Origin of the sequence: Staphylococcus hsinchuensis, assembly GCF_038789205.1 — a bacterium.
Taxonomy (GTDB): Bacteria; Bacillota; Bacilli; order Staphylococcales; family Staphylococcaceae; genus Staphylococcus; species Staphylococcus hsinchuensis.
This window is the reverse complement of record NZ_CP128355.1, coordinates 91,522-110,305: the sequence shown is the minus strand read 5'-3', so window position 1 is coordinate 110,305 and position 18,784 is coordinate 91,522. Positions and strand designations below refer to the sequence as shown.

Here is an 18,784-nt window from a genome sequence, read left to right as displayed (position 1 = left end):
AAAAGAGATAAAAACCACCAAGGGGTGAAACTTATGAACCAATATAGTCGATCGCAAATTTTGAAGGGCAGATTGAAATTTATCATTATGTCATTAATTGGGATAATCTTATTTTTAATACCTATTCCAGTAACAAAAGATGGTAAGACAGAAACCACTTTGCCTGTAGCATTTTTAGCGTCATTTTTGAAAGATATTATAGGGGGCGCAATGCCCATCATTATTGTTTTAATCATTACAGTATCAGGAATAATCACACTACTTTGTTCAACGATATATAAGGATAAGATACATCCTACTGGATTATTAGCTAGTGCATTTAAAGTTAGACCAGTTTGGCTTATATTAAGAATTTTGGCTGTGGTATTTGTATGGATGACATATTTAAAGATTGGGACGAAAGTCATCTATTCTTCTGACACAGGTGGGTTAATATTTAGTGATTTATTACCTACGTTAGTGACAGTATTTTTCTTTGCAGCACTATTCTTACCATTACTTATGGAGTATGGTTTACTTGAGTTACTTGGTCCAATTTTTAGACCAATAATGAGACCATTATTTACCTTACCTGGACGATCTACAGTAGACAATTTAGCTTCGTTTATTGGTGATGGGACAGTCGGGGTCGTTATTACGAGTAGACAATATCAATTAGGTTTTTATTCAAGACGTGAGGCGACAGTAATTTCAACGACATTTAGCGTTGTATCAATAACTTTTGCTATAGTTGTAGCAAATACTGTAAATATGCAAAATCATTTCTTTTATTTTTATTTAAGTGTTATTGTATCGTGTCTTGTTTGTGCGTTAATATTGCCGAGAATATGGCCTTTAAGTGCAATAAAAGATGAATATGCAAAAGAAGTACCGGAAGAACATCGAACAGAGAAATTGCCAGACAACCAATCGGCAATAAGTTACGGTTTCCAACAAGCTACAGAAACAGGTATCAAAGCGCCAGGAGTTAAAGAATTCTTTATTTCAGGATTTAAAACTGTAGTTGATATGTGGTTTGCGATCTTGCCAGTGGTAATGAGCATCGGTACAATTGCGACAATCATTGCAAATTACACGCCATTCTTTGCGATTATAGGAAAACCATTCTTGCCATATTTAGAATTATTACAAATACCCGAAGCTACCAAAGCATCTGAAACAATTATTATCGGATTTGCAGATATGTTCTTGCCATCCATTTTAATAGATGGTGTTAAAAACGATATTACTTTATTCGTGGTTGGTGCCTTAAGTATTTCTCAACTTATCTACTTATCAGAAGTTGGTGGCGTTATTTTAGGTTCGAAGATACCAGTGAGTATCTTTAAACTGTTTATAATCTTTTTAATTCGTACAATCATCGCTTTACCGATTATCGCGTTGATGGCGCACTTATATTTCGGCTAATTAAGCTTGTTGCGTTTAAGGTAATTTATTAGTTTTATAATCAAAAATATACATTAAAATGAATAAAAACACGTCAGGTTTAATAAGAACCTGACGTGTTTTTTTAGTATACAATTAATCAAGTGTAGATAGGACGTGCGCTTTTACGATTTCATTTTCTATTACCGGTGATTCCTCATCTTTAGATTTTGATTTATGACCATGTGCCTCTTTAAAGGCATCACTCTTAAGCCATGCATTAAAGTCTTCTTCAGTTTCCCACCATGTATTAACGTACATATAATCTGCATCTTCCTCGTTATCGAGCTGCCACACTTCAATACGTTTGAAACCATTCAACTCCTCAATTTTTCCACCTTTAGTAAAATGAGGCGCCATCTTTTCAGCGAAACCAGCTTTTAGTTTCATTCGATTTGTAACGACATACATTGGATTCACCTCTTTCATTATTTTCTACTATTATAACATTCTAGAGATAAAATCTGTTTTAAAAGCATAGCTGTAATTTATAACAAAGAACCTGTTAGATTCGAAATGAACCTAACAGGTTTTTATATAAAGTATTAAATTTATTTTGTTATTTCGTTGTATACTTTTTGATCGTTTTGAGTATAAATAATGTATTCATGGTCTTTAGTATCAATGATTACGCGATTTGTTTTACCGAAAGTAGAACCGATACGAGAAACTTTGTCTCTATCTAATTTAGGAACTTCGTGGATATTTTGATCTTGAGAAATATTTGTTATTTCACTAGTAGGAATCTTAATATCTGCAACTCTCCATTGAATTCGTACTTCGTTATTATCTTTCTTTACAGTCATTGCCATTACTGAACACATCCTTTAAATATTTTGTAGCTATATCATACAATAACTTGTAATCGCTTTCAAGGAATTATGCGATACTTTTAATTATTGTGTTATACTTTTTTCGTTGCGAAAGTATGTTCGCATTTTCGCTTTAAATGTGTTACTATATCCTTTAAAGGAGCAATGTAAATGACAGGCAAAACGCATATATCTTGTGGACTTTTAATAGGTGCATTATCTATTAATTATTTCCATACAGAAATATTTACATCTGTTACGATTATGACTTTGGCAGTAATTTCGAGTATATTTCCTGATATTTGCCATACACGTAGTATCATTGGAAGACGCTTTAAATTAATTAGTTTCATTGTAAGAATGTTATTTGGACATCGGACGTTTACGCATTCATTGTTGTTCATGATAATCATTGGAGCATTATTAGTCTTTATACAATCTCCCACACGTTATATAGTAACAATTATGTTAGGATTAATATCACATGTTATACTAGACATGTTAACATCAAGGGGTGTTAAATTATTTTATCCACTTCCGATTAATGTTAGATTTCCATTTGTTTGTCGAACTGGAGGATTAGTAGATTTGTCATTAGCTAGTGCGATAACAGTTGGTACTTGTTATGTGCTATTACGACCGTTTATAGATCCTTTTATTTCGCAATGGATTCATTAAATAATTTTGGGGTAAATCAATACATATTATAGTATAAATATTATTCTTTAAAATTGAGGAGAGAACTTATGCTAGATAAGAAAGAATTGGACAAATATAATCAGGGACATTTAACTGAATTTGAAAAAATGATGAGCAATAATGAAAAAGAGCAACTAGCTAATAAAGTAGAAGAACTTGATTTAGCTGACATTCAAAGTCTATATGAAGAACTGTATGTAAATAAGAAAGTTATTAACGACGTATCTTCTATTGATGAAGTGAGCTACAATGTGAAGAATGATTATACAGATGAAGAAATTAAAGATTTTGAAAAGACAGGACTAGAAGCAATTAAAAAAGGAAAGTTCGCCGTGGTATTAATGGCTGGTGGTCAAGGTACACGTTTAGGTTATAAAGGGCCTAAAGGTACTTACGAAATCGAAGACGTAAGTTTGTTTGAACTTCAGGCGCGTCAACTTATCAATTTATATGAGCAAACAGGAGTTTATATAGATTGGTATATCATGACGAGCAAGATAAATAATCGTGAAACGCAATTATTCTTTGAAGATCAGGATTATTTTGGCTACGACAAAGAACATATCCATTTCTTTAAACAAGATAATGTAGTGGCGTTATCTGAAGAAGGTAAACTTGTATTAGATGTTAATGGCAATATTTTAGAAACGCCAAATGGTAATGGAGGTATCTTCAAATCATTGAAGAAAGCTGGCTACCTGGAGGAAATGTCTGAAAACGGTGTAGAATTTATCTTTTTAAATAATATTGATAACGTCTTAGTAAAGGTACTAGATCCTATGTTTGCAGGTTACACTTATCAAAAGAGTGTAGATGTAGCAACTAAGTCTATTAAACCCAAGGAAGGTGAAAGTGTTGGTAGACTTGTAAATGTTGATCAAAAAGATTCAGTTTATGAATATTCTGAGTTAGATGAGTCAGCGGCAAATTCCTTGGATAATGCCAACATCGGCATCCATAGTTTCAAGCTTAGCTTTATAACAAACGTTGTAGATTACAAATTACCGTATCATTTAGCTGTCAAGAAATTGAAGCAACTAGATGAGGACTTTGGCGTGATTGAACAGTCTACGCTCAAATTTGAATTGTTCTATTTTGATATATTCCAATATGCGAATAGTTTTACTACACTTCAAGTACCGAGAGAAGAAGAATTTTCTCCTTTAAAAAATAAGGAAGGTAAAGATAGTGTTGAAACAGCAACAGCTGACTTGAAACGAGTTGGTTTGATTTAAAAGGTGGTTAAAATTATGTCAGATTCCATGGAAACTGATTTGAAAAATAGCGATAATACTTTGAGAAAAATGATTCCATTAAGTTTTGGTGAAGAAGTAGGTAATTCAGTTTCCCATGGGGTGGCAAGTTTTTTAACCCTAATAGCTTTACCATATGCAGCCGTTAAAAGTTATATTGAATTTGGTGGCATAGGCGCACTGAGCGTATCGATATTCGTCATAAGTATATTTTTAATGTTTATGTCATCAACAATTTATCACACAATGCCAAGTTACTCATCACATAAACTCGTGTTGCGCATTATCGACCATAGCATGATTTATGTTGCGATTGCTGGCACGTATACCCCCGTATGTATACTTGTAGTAGGTGGATGGTTAGGCTGGTCAGCAATGCTAATTCTATGGGGTATCACCATTTGGGGTGTCCTGTATAAATCATTATCGAAAAATGTTAGCCATAAACTTAGCTTAACAATGTATTTAGTTATGGGATGGATAGGTGTACTATTTATACCTACTATTTTATTTGATACATCGCTGACGTTTATGCTGTTTATTTTATTTGGAGGTATTGCATATACAGTAGGTGCTTGGTTTTATGCACAGAAAGAGCGTACGTACTTTCATATGATATGGCATTTCTTTATAATGTTTGCATCTATATGTCATTTTATAGCGATTGTATATTTCATTAAATAATATTCAGTCTAATCACTAAGATAATATAGTTAATAATTGAAATGTATAGGGAATGGGACAGAAATTGAATTTTCTAACGGAAATTTCATAGTTCTACCTAATTGTTAAAGAGTCTGAGACATCTATGTTTGTCCCAGACTCTATTTTTGTGCTTATCAGAATAATATTTCTCGATGATAGCGATTTAATCAGCAAATAATAACTTCTATATACTATTTGCGAATTTTAAATTTTTCATAGGCCAGAAGATGTAATTTACATATTATGTATTGCATTAAAAGATAAAAAGTGGATAATTTATAATGGTTTAATTAGATATATTAGAGAGGTGATATAGTTTGAATTGGAAATCAATAGGGGTCGTTACTGCGCTCGTATTAGTAATGTTTATGTCAGCGATTGAAACATGTATCGTTTCTCTAGCTATCCCAACAATAAAGAATGATTTGAACGTGACACATTCAATATCACTCATATTTGCAATATATTTTATTGCTATAGTGATAGCAAATCCTATTGTAGGTGAATTGCTCAGTCGTACTAAAATTATATACATCACTTTAGTAGGTATATCTCTATTTACAATAGGTAGTTTATTTTCTGGTTTAAGTCAAACATTTATGATGCTAATCATTTCAAGGTTTGTTCAAGGACTCGGAGCTGGAGTAATGATGTCGCTAAGTCAAATTGTACCTAAATTAGCATTTGATATACCATTCCGCTATAAAGTTATGGGAATTGTAGGAAGTGTATGGGGCATTTCTAGTATAATAGGTCCATTATTAGGTGGCGGTATTCTAGAAATTGCGTCTTGGCACTGGTTGTTTTACATAAACATTCCTATTGCCGTGATTGCAATGATTATGGTTTTACTAACATTTCATTTTGAAAGAGAAACCACTTCGAATGCCAGTAAATTAGATTTGAGAGGGTTATCGTTATTTTACGTATTTATCTTTAGTTTAACCTTCGCTGTGATGTATCAAGGGGGAATTATTCTAAATATTGTTGCACTCATCGTAGCAATAATTGTGGGTGTATATTTAATTAAAAGTGAGAAGAAGCAAAGTAATCCTTTTATTCCAGTTATGGAGTTTAACCGAAGTATTATATTAGTGTTTATAACTGATTTTTCCTATGCAATTATTCTTATGGGCTATAATTTATATATGCCATCATTCTTACAAGAATACTTACATCTTTCTCCATTACAAAGTGGATTCGTAATTTTCCCTATATCATTTGCATGGTTATTACTTAACTTTGTTCTAGATAAACTGGAAAGTAAAATGAGTAGAGAAATGTTATATTTATTTGCTTTTACATCATTAATGCTTTGTGGCATATTAGTGATGTTCGGAACATCCTCACCAATATTTATAGCGGTGAGTCTATTACTTGCTGGAATGAGTTTCGGTATAGTTTATACAAAAGATAGCGTAATAACACAAGAAGAGTCAGACCCTACAAATATGAAAAAAATGATGTCCCTTTACACATTAACTAAAAGTATAGGTAATTCATTTGGTTCGACAATTATGGGTTATGCATATGCACTTTCACTTTCGTTTACTGTTTATCATATTCACAATGTTATTTTATTATCAATTATAATTTTAATTGGTTTAATCATACTTTGGACTACAGTTTACCGAGGTAAAATCACGAATTAAATACTTTAAGACAGGGTATTAATACTAAGCTCATGCTACATTTCAAATAAGGTTTCTAGTTATTTGGTAGTTGATTGTTATAATGATACTATGATGATTATACGGGGATAATTATAAAAACATGGAATTAATATATAATAAAAAGGGAGGACAGTAGGCAATGAAATATATTAAATATTTATTCACAACGCTTATTGTGCTTTCTGTATTTATCATGTCTGGAGCTATCTTCTTAGCTTTTCTAGGTTTTGGGCTCTATGGTTTAAGTAGAATATTAATTTATTTCCACCTCGCTTATTTTGGTTATAATAAAAGTTTCTATGATAATTTAATTTATTATGGTAGCTATATCGTATTTGGTTACTTTACATTATTCTTTATAGAAAACCTCATGGATTATTTCAGAAAGAAAATGCCTGATAGTCCGTATTTTCAAGGTTTAACATTTCAGTTGATTACGTTTACAGTGACGACTTTAATATTTTATTTTGTAGTTCATATTCATTATAGCTATATTAATATTGATTTTTGGGTCATCGTATTAATTATGGGACTTCTCTTCATATGTAAGGAAATATTTTATCCAGAAAGTGAAAACCTTAATCAAAAAAATAAATGACTCATTTTGTAGGATTATTAATAATTTAGAAGTTAGTTCGACTTTTTTAAAGTTTGTGAGCTAACTTCTTTTTTTTATTTTTTATGCTATTTATACTTAATTCGAATGATTATAAAGCAAACTATGTCGTTGTTTGTTAGAATACAATTCATACACTAGTTTTTAAAGGGGGATATATTGTGTTATCAATAGAAGAAGTAAAATCTCTTGTTGGTGAAATCAAAGACCCAATAATAGATGTGCCATTAAAAGAAACTGATGGTATTGTGGATGTCAAAATAAAAGAAGAGATTGAGCACGTTAGTGTTAAAGTAGCTATGGCTCAATTAGGAGGTCAACCACAACTAGATTTACAAATGGCAATTGTAGAAGTTTTAAAAGAAAATGGCGCGAATACAGTCGGCATTAGATTCGAAGAACTACCTTCAGAAACGGTAGAACAATATAGAGGCGCAGGTTCAGATGAACCTCAAACGATTGAAGGGCTGTTATCTAAGGATAATCCTGTTGAGTTTATCGCGATAGCTTCAGGTAAAGGTGGCGTTGGTAAGTCAACAGTCGCAGTCAATCTTGCAGTTTCTCTTGCAAGAGAAGGAAAAAAGGTAGGATTAGTGGACGCAGATATTTATGGTTTTAGCGTTCCTGATATGATGGGCATCGACGAAAGACCAGGTGTTGAAGGCAAAGAAATTATTCCCGTAGAACGCTATGGTGTCAAAGTAATCTCAATGGCATTCTTTGTTGAAGAAAATGCACCTGTCATATGGAGAGGTCCTATGTTAGGTAAGATGTTAACGAACTTCTTTACTGAAGTAAGATGGGGAGAATTAGATTACTTAATCTTAGATTTACCACCTGGTACAGGCGACGTAGCCTTAGACGTACATACAATGTTACCTTCAAGTAAAGAAATTATCGTTTCTACACCTCATCCTACAGCAGCATTTGTTGCAGCCAGAGCAGGTGCAATGGCCAAGCATACAGATCACTCAATCTTAGGTGTCATTGAAAATATGTCTTACTTCCAAAGTAAAGAAACAGGAAATAAAGAATATGTATTCGGTAAAGGTGGAGGAGAGAAGTTAGCACAAGAACTCCAGACAGATGTTCTAGGTCAATTACCACTTGAACAACCTTCTTGGAACCCTAATGATTTTGCACCTTCTATTTACCAAGCAGAAGATAGCTTAGGTAAAATATACCAATCAATAGCACAACAAATCATCGAAAAAACAAATAAATAATCTTAAAAACGAAGAAGAGTTTTACTTTTCTTCGTTTTTTCTATTGAAAAATTTTAAAAAGATGGTAGAATAAGTCCTTGTGATCAATAAGACAGACAAAACGTTTTTTTGAAATTACTTTTCATAAAAAATTGTTTGAGCTATTGACATTAATTGTTGAGATTGATATTATATAGAAGTCGTCAAAAACGGCACGGAATTATTTAATTCCTTTATAAAAAGTGTAAAAAATATACTTGAAAAGTTATTTGTTTTGTTTTAATATTATAAAAGTGATGTTAACAAAACATTTACAAAATTAATTTTCTATTGACATTCCTTAACAGAGTTGTTAACATAGAAAAGCCGATATTTAAATGAACATTGAAAACTGAATGACAATATGTCAACGTTAATTCCAAACGCAACAACTTAAAGTTGTTAACAAGTGTTGAAGAAACACATTTAGTATTATGAGCTAATCAAACATCATAAATTTTTATGGAGAGTTTGATCCTGGCTCAGGATGAACGCTGGCGGCGTGCCTAATACATGCAAGTCGAGCGAACAGATAAGGAGCTTGCTCCTTTGACGTTAGCGGCGGACGGGTGAGTATCACGTGGGTAACCTACCCATAAGACTGGAATAACTCCGGGAAACCGGGGCTAATGCCGGATAATATTTAGAACCGCATGGTTCTAAAGTGAAAGATGGCCTTGCTATCACTTATGGATGGACCCGCGCCGTATTAGCTAGTTGGTAAGGTAACGGCTTACCAAGGCAACGATACGTAGCCGACCTGAGAGGGTGATCGGCCACACTGGAACTGAGACACGGTCCAGACTCCTACGGGAGGCAGCAGTAGGGAATCTTCCGCAATGGGCGAAAGCCTGACGGAGCAACGCCGCGTGAGTGATGAAGGTCTTCGGATCGTAAAGCTCTGTTATTAGGGAAGAACAAATGCGTAAGTAACTGTGCGCGTCTTGACGGTACCTAATCAGAAAGCCACGGCTAACTACGTGCCAGCAGCCGCGGTAATACGTAGGTGGCAAGCGTTATCCGGAATTATTGGGCGTAAAGCGCGCGTAGGCGGTTTTTTAAGTCTGATGTGAAAGCCCACGGCTCAACCGTGGATGGTCATTGGAAACTGGAAAACTTGAGTGCAGAAGAGGAAAGTGGAATTCCATGTGTAGCGGTGAAATGCGCAGAGATATGGAGGAACACCAGTGGCGAAGGCGACTTTCTGGTCTGCAACTGACGCTGATGTGCGAAAGCGTGGGGATCAAACAGGATTAGATACCCTGGTAGTCCACGCTGTAAACGATGAGTGCTAAGTGTTAGGGGGTTTCCGCCCCTTAGTGCTGCAGCTAACGCATTAAGCACTCCGCCTGGGGAGTACGACCGCAAGGTTGAAACTCAAAGGAATTGACGGGGACCCGCACAAGCGGTGGAGCATGTGGTTTAATTCGAAGCAACGCGAAGAACCTTACCAAATCTTGACATCCTTTGATCGCTCTAGAGATAGAGTTTTCCCCTTCGGGGGACAAAGTGACAGGTGGTGCATGGTTGTCGTCAGCTCGTGTCGTGAGATGTTGGGTTAAGTCCCGCAACGAGCGCAACCCTTAAGCTTAGTTGCCATCATTAAGTTGGGCACTCTAGGCTGACTGCCGGTGACAAACCGGAGGAAGGTGGGGATGACGTCAAATCATCATGCCCCTTATGATTTGGGCTACACACGTGCTACAATGGACAATACAAAGGGCAGCTAAACCGCGAGGTCAAGCAAATCCCATAAAGTTGTTCTCAGTTCGGATTGTAGTCTGCAACTCGACTACATGAAGCTGGAATCGCTAGTAATCGTAGATCAGCATGCTACGGTGAATACGTTCCCGGGTCTTGTACACACCGCCCGTCACACCACGAGAGTTTGTAACACCCGAAGCCGGTGGAGTAACCTTTGGAGCTAGCCGTCGAAGGTGGGACAAATGATTGGGGTGAAGTCGTAACAAGGTAGCCGTATCGGAAGGTGCGGCTGGATCACCTCCTTTCTAAGGATATATTCGGAACATCTTCTACGAAGATGATAACGGAATAACATTGACATATTGTATTCAGTTTTGAATGCTCATCAGAGTATTCAACAAATGATTGTACATTGAAAACTAGATAAATAAGTAAAATAATGATTTTACCAAGCAAAACCGAGTGAATAGCGTGTATACGCTTGAATTCAAAAATAATCGCTAGTGTTCGAAAGAACACTCACAGATTAATAACGTTTGCTTTTTAGTCTTTTGACTAAAAACATAGATTAAGTTATTAAGGGCGCACGGTGAATGCCTTGGCACTAGAAGCCGATGAAGGACGTTACTAACGACGATATGCTTTGGGGAGCTGTAAGTAAGCTGTGATCCAGAGATTTCCGAATGGGGAAACCCAACACGAGTTATGTCGTGTTATCGATATGTGAATACATAGCATATCCGAAGGTAGACGCGGAGAACTGAAACATCTTAGTACCCGCAGGAAGAGAAAGAAAAATCGATTCCCTGAGTAGCGGCGAGCGAAACGGGAAGAGCCCAAACCAATGAGCTTGCTTATTGGGGTTGTAGGACACTCTCTACGGAGTTAGAAAAGAATAGATTAGACGAAGTAACTGGAAAGTTACATCAGAGAAGGTAATAATCCTGTAGTCGAAAATCTGTTCACTCTTGAGTGGATCCTGAGTACGACGGAGCACGTGTAATTCCGTCGGAATCTGGGAGGACCATCTCCTAAGGCTAAATACTCTCTAGTGACCGATAGTGAACCAGTACCGTGAGGGAAAGGTGAAAAGTACCCCGGAAGGGGAGTGAAATAGAACTTGAAACCGTGTGCTTACAAGTAGTCAGAGCCCGTTAATGGGTGATGGCGTGCCTTTTGTAGAATGAACCGGCGAGTTACGATCTGATGCAAGGTTAAGTAGCAAATGTGGAGCCGTAGCGAAAGCGAGTCTGAATAGGGCGTTGAGTATTTGGTCGTAGACCCGAAACCAGGTGATCTACCCATGACCAGGCTGAAGTTCAGGTAACACTGAATGGAGGGCCGAACCGACTTACGTTGAAAAGTGAGCGGATGAGTTGTGGGTAGCGGAGAAATTCCAATCGAACCTGGAGATAGCTGGTTCTCTCCGAAATAGCTTTAGGGCTAGCCTCAAGTGATGATTATTGGAGGTAGAGCACTGTTTGGACGAGGGGCCCTTCTCGGGTTACCGAATTCAGACAAACTCCGAATGCCAATCAATTTAACTTGGGAGTCAGAACGCGAGTGATAAGATCCGTGTTCGAAAGGGAAACAGCCCAGACCACCAGCTAAGGTCCCAAAATATATGTTAAGTGGAAAAGGATGTGGCGTTGCCCAGACAACTAGGATGTTGGCTTAGAAGCAGCCATCATTTAAAGAGTGCGTAATAGCTCACTAGTCGAGTGACACTGCGCCGAAAATGTACCGGGGCTAAACATATTACCGAAGCTGTGGATTGTCCGTAGGACAATGGTAGGAGAGCGTTCTAAGGGCGTTGAAGCATGATCGCAAGGACATGTGGAGCGCTTAGAAGTGAGAATGCCGGTGTGAGTAGCGAAAGACGGGTGAGAATCCCGTCCACCGATTGACTAAGGTTTCCAGAGGAAGGCTCGTCCGCTCTGGGTTAGTCGGGTCCTAAGCTGAGGCCGACAGGCGTAGGCGATGGATAACAGGTTGATATTCCTGTACCACCATGATTCGTTTTAAGCGATGGGAGGACGCAGTAGGATAGGCGAAGCGTGCTGTTGGAGTGCACGTCCAAACAATAAGACTGAGTGTTAGGCAAATCCGACACTCATAAGGTCAAGTTGTGATGGGGAGAGGAAATTGTTTCCTCGAGTCGCTGATTTCACACTGCCAAGAAAAGTCTCTAGCTAGAATACTGGTGCCCGTACCGCAAACCGACACAGGTAATCAAGATGAGAATTCTAAGGTGAGCGAGCGAACTCTCGTTAAGGAACTCGGCAAAATGACCCCGTAACTTCGGGAGAAGGGGTGCTCTTTAGGGTGCAAGCCCAGGAGAGCCGCAGTGAATAGGCCCAAGCGACTGTTTATCAAAAACACAGGTCTCTGCTAAACCGTAAGGTGATGTATAGGGGCTGACGCCTGCCCGGTGCTGGAAGGTTAAGAGGAGTGGTTAGCTTCTGCGAAGCCACGAATCGAAGCCCCAGTAAACGGCGGCCGTAACTATAACGGTCCTAAGGTAGCGAAATTCCTTGTCGGGTAAGTTCCGACCCGCACGAAAGGCGTAACGATTTGGGCACTGTCTCAACGAGAGACTCGGTGAAATCATAGTACCTGTGAAGATGCAGGTTACCCGCGACAGGACGGAAAGACCCCGTGGAGCTTTACTGTAGTCTGATATTGAAATTCGGCACAGCTTGTACAGGATAGGTAGGAGCCTTAGAAACGTGAGCGCTAGCTTACGTGGAGGCGTTGGTGGGATACTACCCTTGCTGTGTTGGATTTCTAACCCGCACCATTAATCATGGTGGGAGACAGTGTCAGATGGGCAGTTTGACTGGGGCGGTCGCCTCCTAAAGAGTAACGGAGGCGCTCAAAGGTTTCCTCAGAATGGTTGGAAATCATTCATAGAGTGTAAAGGCATAAGGAAGCTTGACTGCGAGACCTACAAGTCGAGCAGGGTCGAAAGACGGACTTAGTGATCCGGTGGTTCCGCATGGAAGGGCCATCGCTCAACGGATAAAAGCTACCCCGGGGATAACAGGCTTATCTCCCCCAAGAGTTCACATCGACGGGGAGGTTTGGCACCTCGATGTCGGCTCATCGCATCCTGGGGCTGTAGTCGGTCCCAAGGGTTGGGCTGTTCGCCCATTAAAGCGGTACGCGAGCTGGGTTCAGAACGTCGTGAGACAGTTCGGTCCCTATCCGTCGTGGGCGTAGGAAATTTGAGAGGAGCTGTCCTTAGTACGAGAGGACCGGGATGGACATACCTCTGGTGTACCAGTTGTCGTGCCAACGGCATCGCTGGGTAGCTATGTATGGACGGGATAAGTGCTGAAAGCATCTAAGCATGAAGCCCCCCTCAAGATGAGATTTCCCAACTTCGGTTATAAGATCCCTCAAAGATGATGAGGTTAATAGGTTCGAGGTGGAAGCGTAGCGATACGTGGAGCTGACGAATACTAATCGATCGAAGACTTAATCAATTTTAAACGTTTTGTTTGGTTTCATTCATTTTACTTATTATCTAGTTTTGAATGTATAATTTCATACAGTTCATTGTCTGGTGACAATGGCAAGGAGGTCACACCTGTTCCCATGCCGAACACAGAAGTTAAGCTCCTTAGCGCCGATGGTAGTCGGACTTACGTTCCGCAAGAGTAGGACGTTGCCAGGCATTTGATTAATCCACAGTAGCTCAGTGGTAGAGCTATCGGCTGTTAACCGATCGGTCGTAGGTTCGAGTCCTACCTGTGGAGCCATGGCCCCGTGGTCAAGCGGTTAAGACACCGCCCTTTCACGGCGGTAACACGGGTTCGAGTCCCGTCGGGGTCATTTATGGAGGATTAGCTCAGCTGGGAGAGCATCTGCCTTACAAGCAGGGGGTCGGCGGTTCGAACCCGTCATCCTCCACCATTTTAATTAAATAGCGCGGAGGGGTAGCGAAGTGGCTAAACGCGGCGGACTGTAAATCCGCTCCTTCGGGTTCGGCAGTTCGAATCTGCCCCCCTCCACCATTCATATTGGGCTATAGCCAAGCGGTAAGGCAACGGACTTTGACTCCGTCACGCGCTGGTTCGAATCCAGCTAGCCCAGCCATTTGAGCCATTAGCTCAGTTGGTAGAGCATCTGACTTTTAATCAGAGGGTCAGAGGTTCGAATCCTCTATGGCTCACTTTAAAGCATTTCTTGTTAAAGAAATGCTTTTTTTTATATGCAAATTTACTATCAGTTAAAAAATGAAAATTAAATATTTATAAATTACTTAGTGGGAAATCTGATGTTAAGTAGAGAAAATTGTATGTTAAATCATTATATTGACTTTTTATGTAAATGTATTTTAAAAGCTAATATATTATATTACATTTGTCTTGAATGTTTTTATTATTTAGATTATTCTAAATATAATGAAAGCAAAGGGGTTGTTATAATATGAAACGAACAATTGATATTATTGGAGCGCCTTCTACATATGGACAGCGCAAATTAGGTGTAGATTTTGGGCCAGATGCCATACGTTATGCAGGGATAGTTGAACGTATAGAAGCGATTGGACATAAGATAGAAGATAAAGGGAATATTGACGTCCCACCTATGGATCTTAAAAAATTTCATGGTGCTCAAAAAGGGTTACGTAATTTGGATGAAATAATTGCAATGTCGAAAAATTTAAGTGAAGCAACTTCTGAAAGTATAGAAAGTGATCATTTTCCATTAACATTGGGTGGGGACCATTCAATTGCAATAGGTTCAATTTCAGGTATTAGTAAGCATTATAATAATTTGGGTGTGATTTGGTATGATGCACATGGCGATTTAAACGTACCAGAAGAATCACCTTCTGGAAATGTTCATGGTATGCCTTTACGTGTACTATTAGGTGAAGGAAATGAATCATTAGTGAATATAGCCTATCCATCTCCAAAAGTAAAATCAGAAAACGTTGTACTCATTGGTATGAGAGATTTAGATCATGGTGAAAGAAGTTATATTAAAGAAAACAATATTAAGACTTATACTATGGCAGATATAGATCGACTTGGAATTGAAAAAGTGATAACTGAGGCAATAGATTATTTAGAGGATAAAACTGATGGAATCCACTTCTCATTAGATGTTGATGGTGTAGACCCAACCGAGACCCCTGGTACTGGTACAAGAGTACTTGGTGGATTAACTTATAGAGAAAGTCATTATGCAATGGAACTGTTACATCAATCTAACTTAATCACTTCTATGGATATAGTAGAGGTGAACCCGTTGATAGATCAAAATAATCATACAGCAGAACAAGCAGTGAGTTTATTAGGCAGTTTCTTCGGAGAAACATTATTATAGTTTATACGGTAAGGTTGAACATAAATCTATACATAATTGGATAAATTATATTCAGTTATGTCAGGATTTGGTTCAGCCTTTTTATTTTTGTATCATTTCTGCATAACTTAATATGACAGGAAAACTTATGATTGGTATAATAGATAGCATGGGAACAGAATACCGGAGGAGATGTTATGGATTTTTCCAATTTATTTGATAACTGGAGTACAGTGAAAATAATTACAAGTGTACTCGATTTACTCATTGTATGGTATGTACTTTATCTTCTCATTACAGTTTTTAAAGGTACGAAAGCCATTCAACTATTAAAAGGTATTGTTGTCATTGTAATAGGACAACAAGTGAGTAAAATGCTTAGTCTAACTGCAACTTCTCGTCTATTTGATTTAGTTATTCAATGGGGAGTGCTAGCGTTAATTGTTATATTCCAACCAGAGATAAGACGAGCTTTAGAACAATTAGGTAGAGGTAGTTTATTTAAACGTTACTCATCTAATTTAAATAATGATGAAGGTAAATTAATTTCATCAGTTTCAAAAGCTGTACAATATATGGCAAAGCGTCGTATCGGAGCACTGATTGTATTTGAAAAGGAAACAGGTTTACAAGATTATATTGAGACAGGTATACCGATGAATTCAGATATTTCACAAGAGCTATTAACAAATGTTTTTATTCCAAATACACCTTTACACGATGGAGCGATGATTATTCAAGACAGTAAAATTGCTAGTGCAGCAAGTTATTTGCCTTTATCAGATAGTGCAAAGATTGCCAAAAGTCTTGGTACAAGACATAGAGCGGCTGTTGGGATTTCAGAAGTCTCAGATGCATTTACTATTGTTGTATCAGAAGAAACGGGTTCAATATCAGTGACGTTCGACGGTAAATTAAGAAAAGATATTTCTACAGAAGCATTTGAAGAATTATTAGCTGAACATTGGTTTGGCTCACACTTTTATCAGAAAGGTGTGAAGTAATATGTTAGAAAGTAAATGGGGCTTAAGATTAATTGCTTTAGTATTAGCACTTGTATTTGTACTGTCGGTTAATAACGTATTTGGAAACATCTTTGATTCGGACAGACTAGGTCAGAAATCTGATGATACGATTCAAGATGTTCCAGTTCAAGTAAAATATGACAATAAAACTTTGTACGCCAATAATGTACCTAAAAAAGTAGATGTAGAGATTTCAGGACCACAATCGCAAATATTACAAACTGCAAATTCAGAAGATATAAAAGCGATTGTTGACTTGCGCGACAAGAAAGCAGGTAAACATACGGTTCAGTATAAAGTAAATGGGTTAAATAAGGATATAGATTACAAAGTTAAACCGAAAGAGGTAGCAGTCAACTTAGAGAAAAAAGTTAGCAAAACAATGAAGGTTGAACCAGATGTCAGCAATAATGATTTGAGTGACAACTACAGAGTGAAAAAACAAGAAGTTTCTCCAGATCATGTACGTGTGACAGGTGGTAAAGAACAAATTGATAAAATTGCATATTTAAAAGCGACTTATAAGAATAATAGTAAAATATCAAAAGATACAACAGATGACGCAAAAATAACAGCATTTGATAGAAATCTGAATAAGATAAATGTTTTAATAGACCCGGAAGATGTTAAATTAAAGGTAAACGTTGATAATTATAGTAAAAAAGTAAAGGTTAAACCACATGTTGTGGGAGAACTAGATGACAACAAGAAATTAGATAAGATTGAATTAAGCGATAAAGAGGTAGAGATATTTGGTAACAGAAAAGAAATTGAAGATATTAATTCTATAAATGCTAATGTTAACGTAAATGGCATTACAGATACTACTAATAAACAAGTTCAATTTGACTTACCAGATAAAGTATCAAAGGTTAATCCTGAAGATACCGACGCTAAAGTTATTGTAAAATAGAGTTTTTATAAAGGAGAAATAGATTATGGCAAAATATTTTGGTACAGATGGTGTGCGAGGTATTGCAAATAAAGAACTAACACCAGAACTTGCATTTAAACTTGGAAGATATGGTGGTTACGTTTTAGCACATAATGAAGGTAAATCACATCCTCAAGTACTTGTAGGTAAAGACACACGTGTATCAGGTGAGATGTTAGAATCAGCCTTGATTGCAGGGTTAATATCAATAGGGGCAGAAGTTATGCGTTTAGGTGTAATTTCAACGCCAGGCGTGGCCTATTTAACACGTGAACTTGATGCTGAGTTAGGTATTATGATTTCTGCATCACATAATCCAGTAGCTGATAATGGAATTAAGTTCTTTGGATCTGATGGTTTCAAATTATCTGATGATCAAGAACGTGAAATTGAAACATTATTAGAGCAAGATAATCCTGATCTCCCACGACCAACAGGTAACGATATTGTCCATTATTCAGATTACTTTGAAGGTGCTCAAAAATATATAAGTTACCTTAAGTCGACAGTTGATGTTGACTTAGATGGTATGAAGATAGCACTAGACGGAGCTAATGGCTCAACATCATCTTTAGCACCATTCTTATTTGGAGATTTAGAAGCTGATACAGTCACAGTTGGTTGTAATCCAGATGGTTATAATATCAACGAGGGTGTAGGATCTACACATCCAGAACTATTAGCTGAAAAGGTTGTCGAAGAAGATTGTGACTTCGGTCTTGCCTTTGATGGGGATGGTGATAGATTAATTGCCGTAGATGAAAACGGTAATATTGTGGATGGCGACCAAATTATGTTTATCATTGGGCAAGCCATGGCGAAAAATCAAGAACTCAACGATAATATGATTGTCTCAACTGTAATGAGCAACTTAGGGTTCTATAAAGCATTAGAAGCAGAAGGTATCCAATCTAACAAGACTAAAGTCGGCGATAGATACGTTGTAGAAGAAATGAGACGCGGTAATTATAATATCGGTGGAGAACAATCCGGTCATATTGTATTAATGGATTATAATACAACAGGCGACGGTTTATTAACAGGTGTCCAATTAGCAAGTATCATTAAAATGACAGGCAAGCGTTTAAGTCAACTTGCAAAACAAATGAAAAAATACCCACAATCACTAGTGAATGTGAAAGTTACAGATAAATATAGAGTTGAAGAAAATGTCGACGTTCAAGAAATTATGACAAAAGTTGAAGTCGAAATGAATGGTGAGGGACGTATATTAGTTAGACCTTCAGGTACAGAACCTCTAGTACGTGTTATGGTAGAGGCAGCTACTGATGAAGATGCGCAACGTTATGCTCAAACGATTGCAGACGTTGTTCAAGATAAAATGGGTACAAAATAATATATATAAATCCTGAGA

The 18,784-nt window shown here is 37.4% G+C and carries 13 protein-coding genes, 6 tRNA genes and 3 rRNA genes; 20 read left to right on the top strand and 2 right to left on the bottom strand.

Annotated elements, in window-relative coordinates; genetic code table 11:
• Window positions 1-33: 33 nt before the first annotated feature.
• Window positions 34-1,407: a YjiH family protein gene (locus tag QQM35_RS00595; RefSeq protein ID WP_251942593.1), complete on the top strand. Its 1,374-nt coding sequence runs from the start codon at window positions 34-36 to the stop codon at window positions 1,405-1,407.
• A 114-nt stretch (window positions 1,408-1,521) separates the two neighbouring features.
• On the opposite strand, the gene QQM35_RS00590 is transcribed toward QQM35_RS00595, so the two are convergent.
• Both QQM35_RS00590 and QQM35_RS00585 read right to left on the bottom strand, forming a co-directional pair.
• Window positions 1,522-1,836 (bottom strand): heme oxygenase, encoded by a 315-nt coding sequence (locus QQM35_RS00590; protein WP_251518107.1) that lies wholly within the window; start codon window positions 1,834-1,836, stop codon window positions 1,522-1,524.
• A gap of 140 nt (window positions 1,837-1,976) precedes the next feature.
• Window positions 1,977-2,237 carry a hypothetical protein gene (locus QQM35_RS00585; protein WP_251518110.1) on the bottom strand — a complete coding sequence of 87 codons (261 nt, stop codon included), beginning with the start codon at window positions 2,235-2,237 and terminating at the stop codon, window positions 1,977-1,979.
• Between the two features lie 171 nt (window positions 2,238-2,408).
• Here QQM35_RS00585 and QQM35_RS00580 point away from each other — a divergent pair, with 171 nt between their 5' ends.
• The 19 genes from QQM35_RS00580 to glmM all read left to right on the top strand — a co-directional run bounded on the left by QQM35_RS00580 (window position 2,409) and on the right by glmM (window position 18,766).
• On the top strand, window positions 2,409-2,915 hold the full coding sequence (locus QQM35_RS00580) for a metal-dependent hydrolase (RefSeq protein WP_251518124.1): 507 nt from the start codon (window positions 2,409-2,411) through the stop codon (window positions 2,913-2,915).
• Window positions 2,916-2,983: 68 nt separating this feature from the next.
• Window positions 2,984-4,171, top strand: coding sequence for a UTP--glucose-1-phosphate uridylyltransferase (locus tag QQM35_RS00575; RefSeq protein ID WP_251518127.1), 1,188 nt, complete (start codon window positions 2,984-2,986; stop codon window positions 4,169-4,171).
• A gap of 15 nt (window positions 4,172-4,186) precedes the next feature.
• On the top strand, window positions 4,187-4,873 hold the full coding sequence (gene trhA / locus QQM35_RS00570) for a PAQR family membrane homeostasis protein TrhA (protein ID WP_251518130.1): 687 nt from the start codon (window positions 4,187-4,189) through the stop codon (window positions 4,871-4,873).
• Between the two features lie 338 nt (window positions 4,874-5,211).
• Window positions 5,212-6,546: a multidrug efflux MFS transporter SdrM gene (sdrM, locus tag QQM35_RS00565; RefSeq protein ID WP_342610412.1), complete on the top strand. Its 1,335-nt coding sequence runs from the start codon at window positions 5,212-5,214 to the stop codon at window positions 6,544-6,546.
• Between the two features lie 160 nt (window positions 6,547-6,706).
• Complete coding sequence (locus tag QQM35_RS00560; protein ID WP_251518135.1) at window positions 6,707-7,165, top strand: SepA family multidrug efflux transporter; 459 nt, start codon at window positions 6,707-6,709, stop codon at window positions 7,163-7,165.
• A gap of 179 nt (window positions 7,166-7,344) precedes the next feature.
• The gene (locus QQM35_RS00555; RefSeq protein WP_251518137.1) at window positions 7,345-8,409 is read left to right on the top strand and encodes an Mrp/NBP35 family ATP-binding protein; all 1,065 of its coding nucleotides are present in this window, start codon (window positions 7,345-7,347) and stop codon (window positions 8,407-8,409) included.
• 477 nt (window positions 8,410-8,886) lie between these two features.
• Window positions 8,887-10,436, top strand: a 16S ribosomal RNA gene (locus QQM35_RS00550).
• Between the two features lie 261 nt (window positions 10,437-10,697).
• A 23S ribosomal RNA gene (locus tag QQM35_RS00545) occupies window positions 10,698-13,619 on the top strand.
• A gap of 76 nt (window positions 13,620-13,695) precedes the next feature.
• Window positions 13,696-13,810 (top strand): 5S ribosomal RNA (rrf, locus tag QQM35_RS00540).
• The 16S, 23S and 5S rRNA genes sit together here with 6 tRNA genes alongside, the layout of an rRNA operon.
• 10 nt (window positions 13,811-13,820) lie before the next feature.
• Window positions 13,821-13,895, top strand: a tRNA-Asn gene (locus QQM35_RS00535).
• A gap of 1 nt (window position 13,896) precedes the next feature.
• Window positions 13,897-13,968 (top strand) — tRNA-Glu (locus QQM35_RS00530).
• Window positions 13,969-13,973: 5 nt separating this feature from the next.
• Window positions 13,974-14,049: transfer RNA gene (locus QQM35_RS00525), tRNA-Val, on the top strand.
• Between the two features lie 17 nt (window positions 14,050-14,066).
• A tRNA-Tyr gene (locus tag QQM35_RS00520) sits at window positions 14,067-14,150 on the top strand.
• 7 nt (window positions 14,151-14,157) lie between these two features.
• A tRNA-Gln gene (locus QQM35_RS00515) sits at window positions 14,158-14,232 on the top strand.
• Between the two features lie 3 nt (window positions 14,233-14,235).
• Window positions 14,236-14,308 (top strand) — tRNA-Lys (locus QQM35_RS00510).
• Between the two features lie 257 nt (window positions 14,309-14,565).
• A complete protein-coding gene (gene rocF / locus QQM35_RS00505; protein WP_251518140.1) occupies window positions 14,566-15,471 on the top strand; it encodes an arginase in 906 nt (301 codons plus the stop codon).
• A 176-nt stretch (window positions 15,472-15,647) separates the two neighbouring features.
• Window positions 15,648-16,454 carry a diadenylate cyclase CdaA gene (gene cdaA, locus QQM35_RS00500; RefSeq protein ID WP_251518143.1) on the top strand — a complete coding sequence of 269 codons (807 nt, stop codon included), beginning with the start codon at window positions 15,648-15,650 and terminating at the stop codon, window positions 16,452-16,454.
• A 1-nt stretch (window position 16,455) separates the two neighbouring features.
• Complete coding sequence (locus tag QQM35_RS00495) at window positions 16,456-17,388, top strand: CdaR family protein (protein ID WP_251518145.1); 933 nt, start codon at window positions 16,456-16,458, stop codon at window positions 17,386-17,388.
• 25 nt (window positions 17,389-17,413) lie between these two features.
• Window positions 17,414-18,766: a phosphoglucosamine mutase gene (gene glmM / locus QQM35_RS00490; protein WP_251518147.1), complete on the top strand. Its 1,353-nt coding sequence runs from the start codon at window positions 17,414-17,416 to the stop codon at window positions 18,764-18,766.
• The last annotated feature ends 18 nt before the right edge of the window (window positions 18,767-18,784 follow it).

Excerpts from the sequence above, each read along its gene's own strand:
- QQM35_RS00595 (WP_251942593.1), top strand. The coding sequence starts at position 34 with ATGAACCAATATAGTCGATCGCAAATTTTGAAGGGCAGATTGAAATTT.
- QQM35_RS00590 (WP_251518107.1), bottom strand. The coding sequence starts at position 1,836 with ATGTATGTCGTTACAAATCGAATGAAACTAAAAGCTGGTTTCGCTGAA.
- QQM35_RS00585 (WP_251518110.1), bottom strand. The coding sequence starts at position 2,237 with ATGGCAATGACTGTAAAGAAAGATAATAACGAAGTACGAATTCAATGG.
- QQM35_RS00580 (WP_251518124.1), top strand. The coding sequence starts at position 2,409 with ATGACAGGCAAAACGCATATATCTTGTGGACTTTTAATAGGTGCATTA.
- QQM35_RS00575 (WP_251518127.1), top strand. The coding sequence starts at position 2,984 with ATGCTAGATAAGAAAGAATTGGACAAATATAATCAGGGACATTTAACT.
- trhA (WP_251518130.1), top strand. The coding sequence starts at position 4,187 with ATGTCAGATTCCATGGAAACTGATTTGAAAAATAGCGATAATACTTTG.
- QQM35_RS00560 (WP_251518135.1), top strand. The coding sequence starts at position 6,707 with ATGAAATATATTAAATATTTATTCACAACGCTTATTGTGCTTTCTGTA.
- rocF (WP_251518140.1), top strand. The coding sequence starts at position 14,566 with ATGAAACGAACAATTGATATTATTGGAGCGCCTTCTACATATGGACAG.
- cdaA (WP_251518143.1), top strand. The coding sequence starts at position 15,648 with ATGGATTTTTCCAATTTATTTGATAACTGGAGTACAGTGAAAATAATT.
- QQM35_RS00495 (WP_251518145.1), top strand. The coding sequence starts at position 16,456 with ATGTTAGAAAGTAAATGGGGCTTAAGATTAATTGCTTTAGTATTAGCA.
- glmM (WP_251518147.1), top strand. The coding sequence starts at position 17,414 with ATGGCAAAATATTTTGGTACAGATGGTGTGCGAGGTATTGCAAATAAA.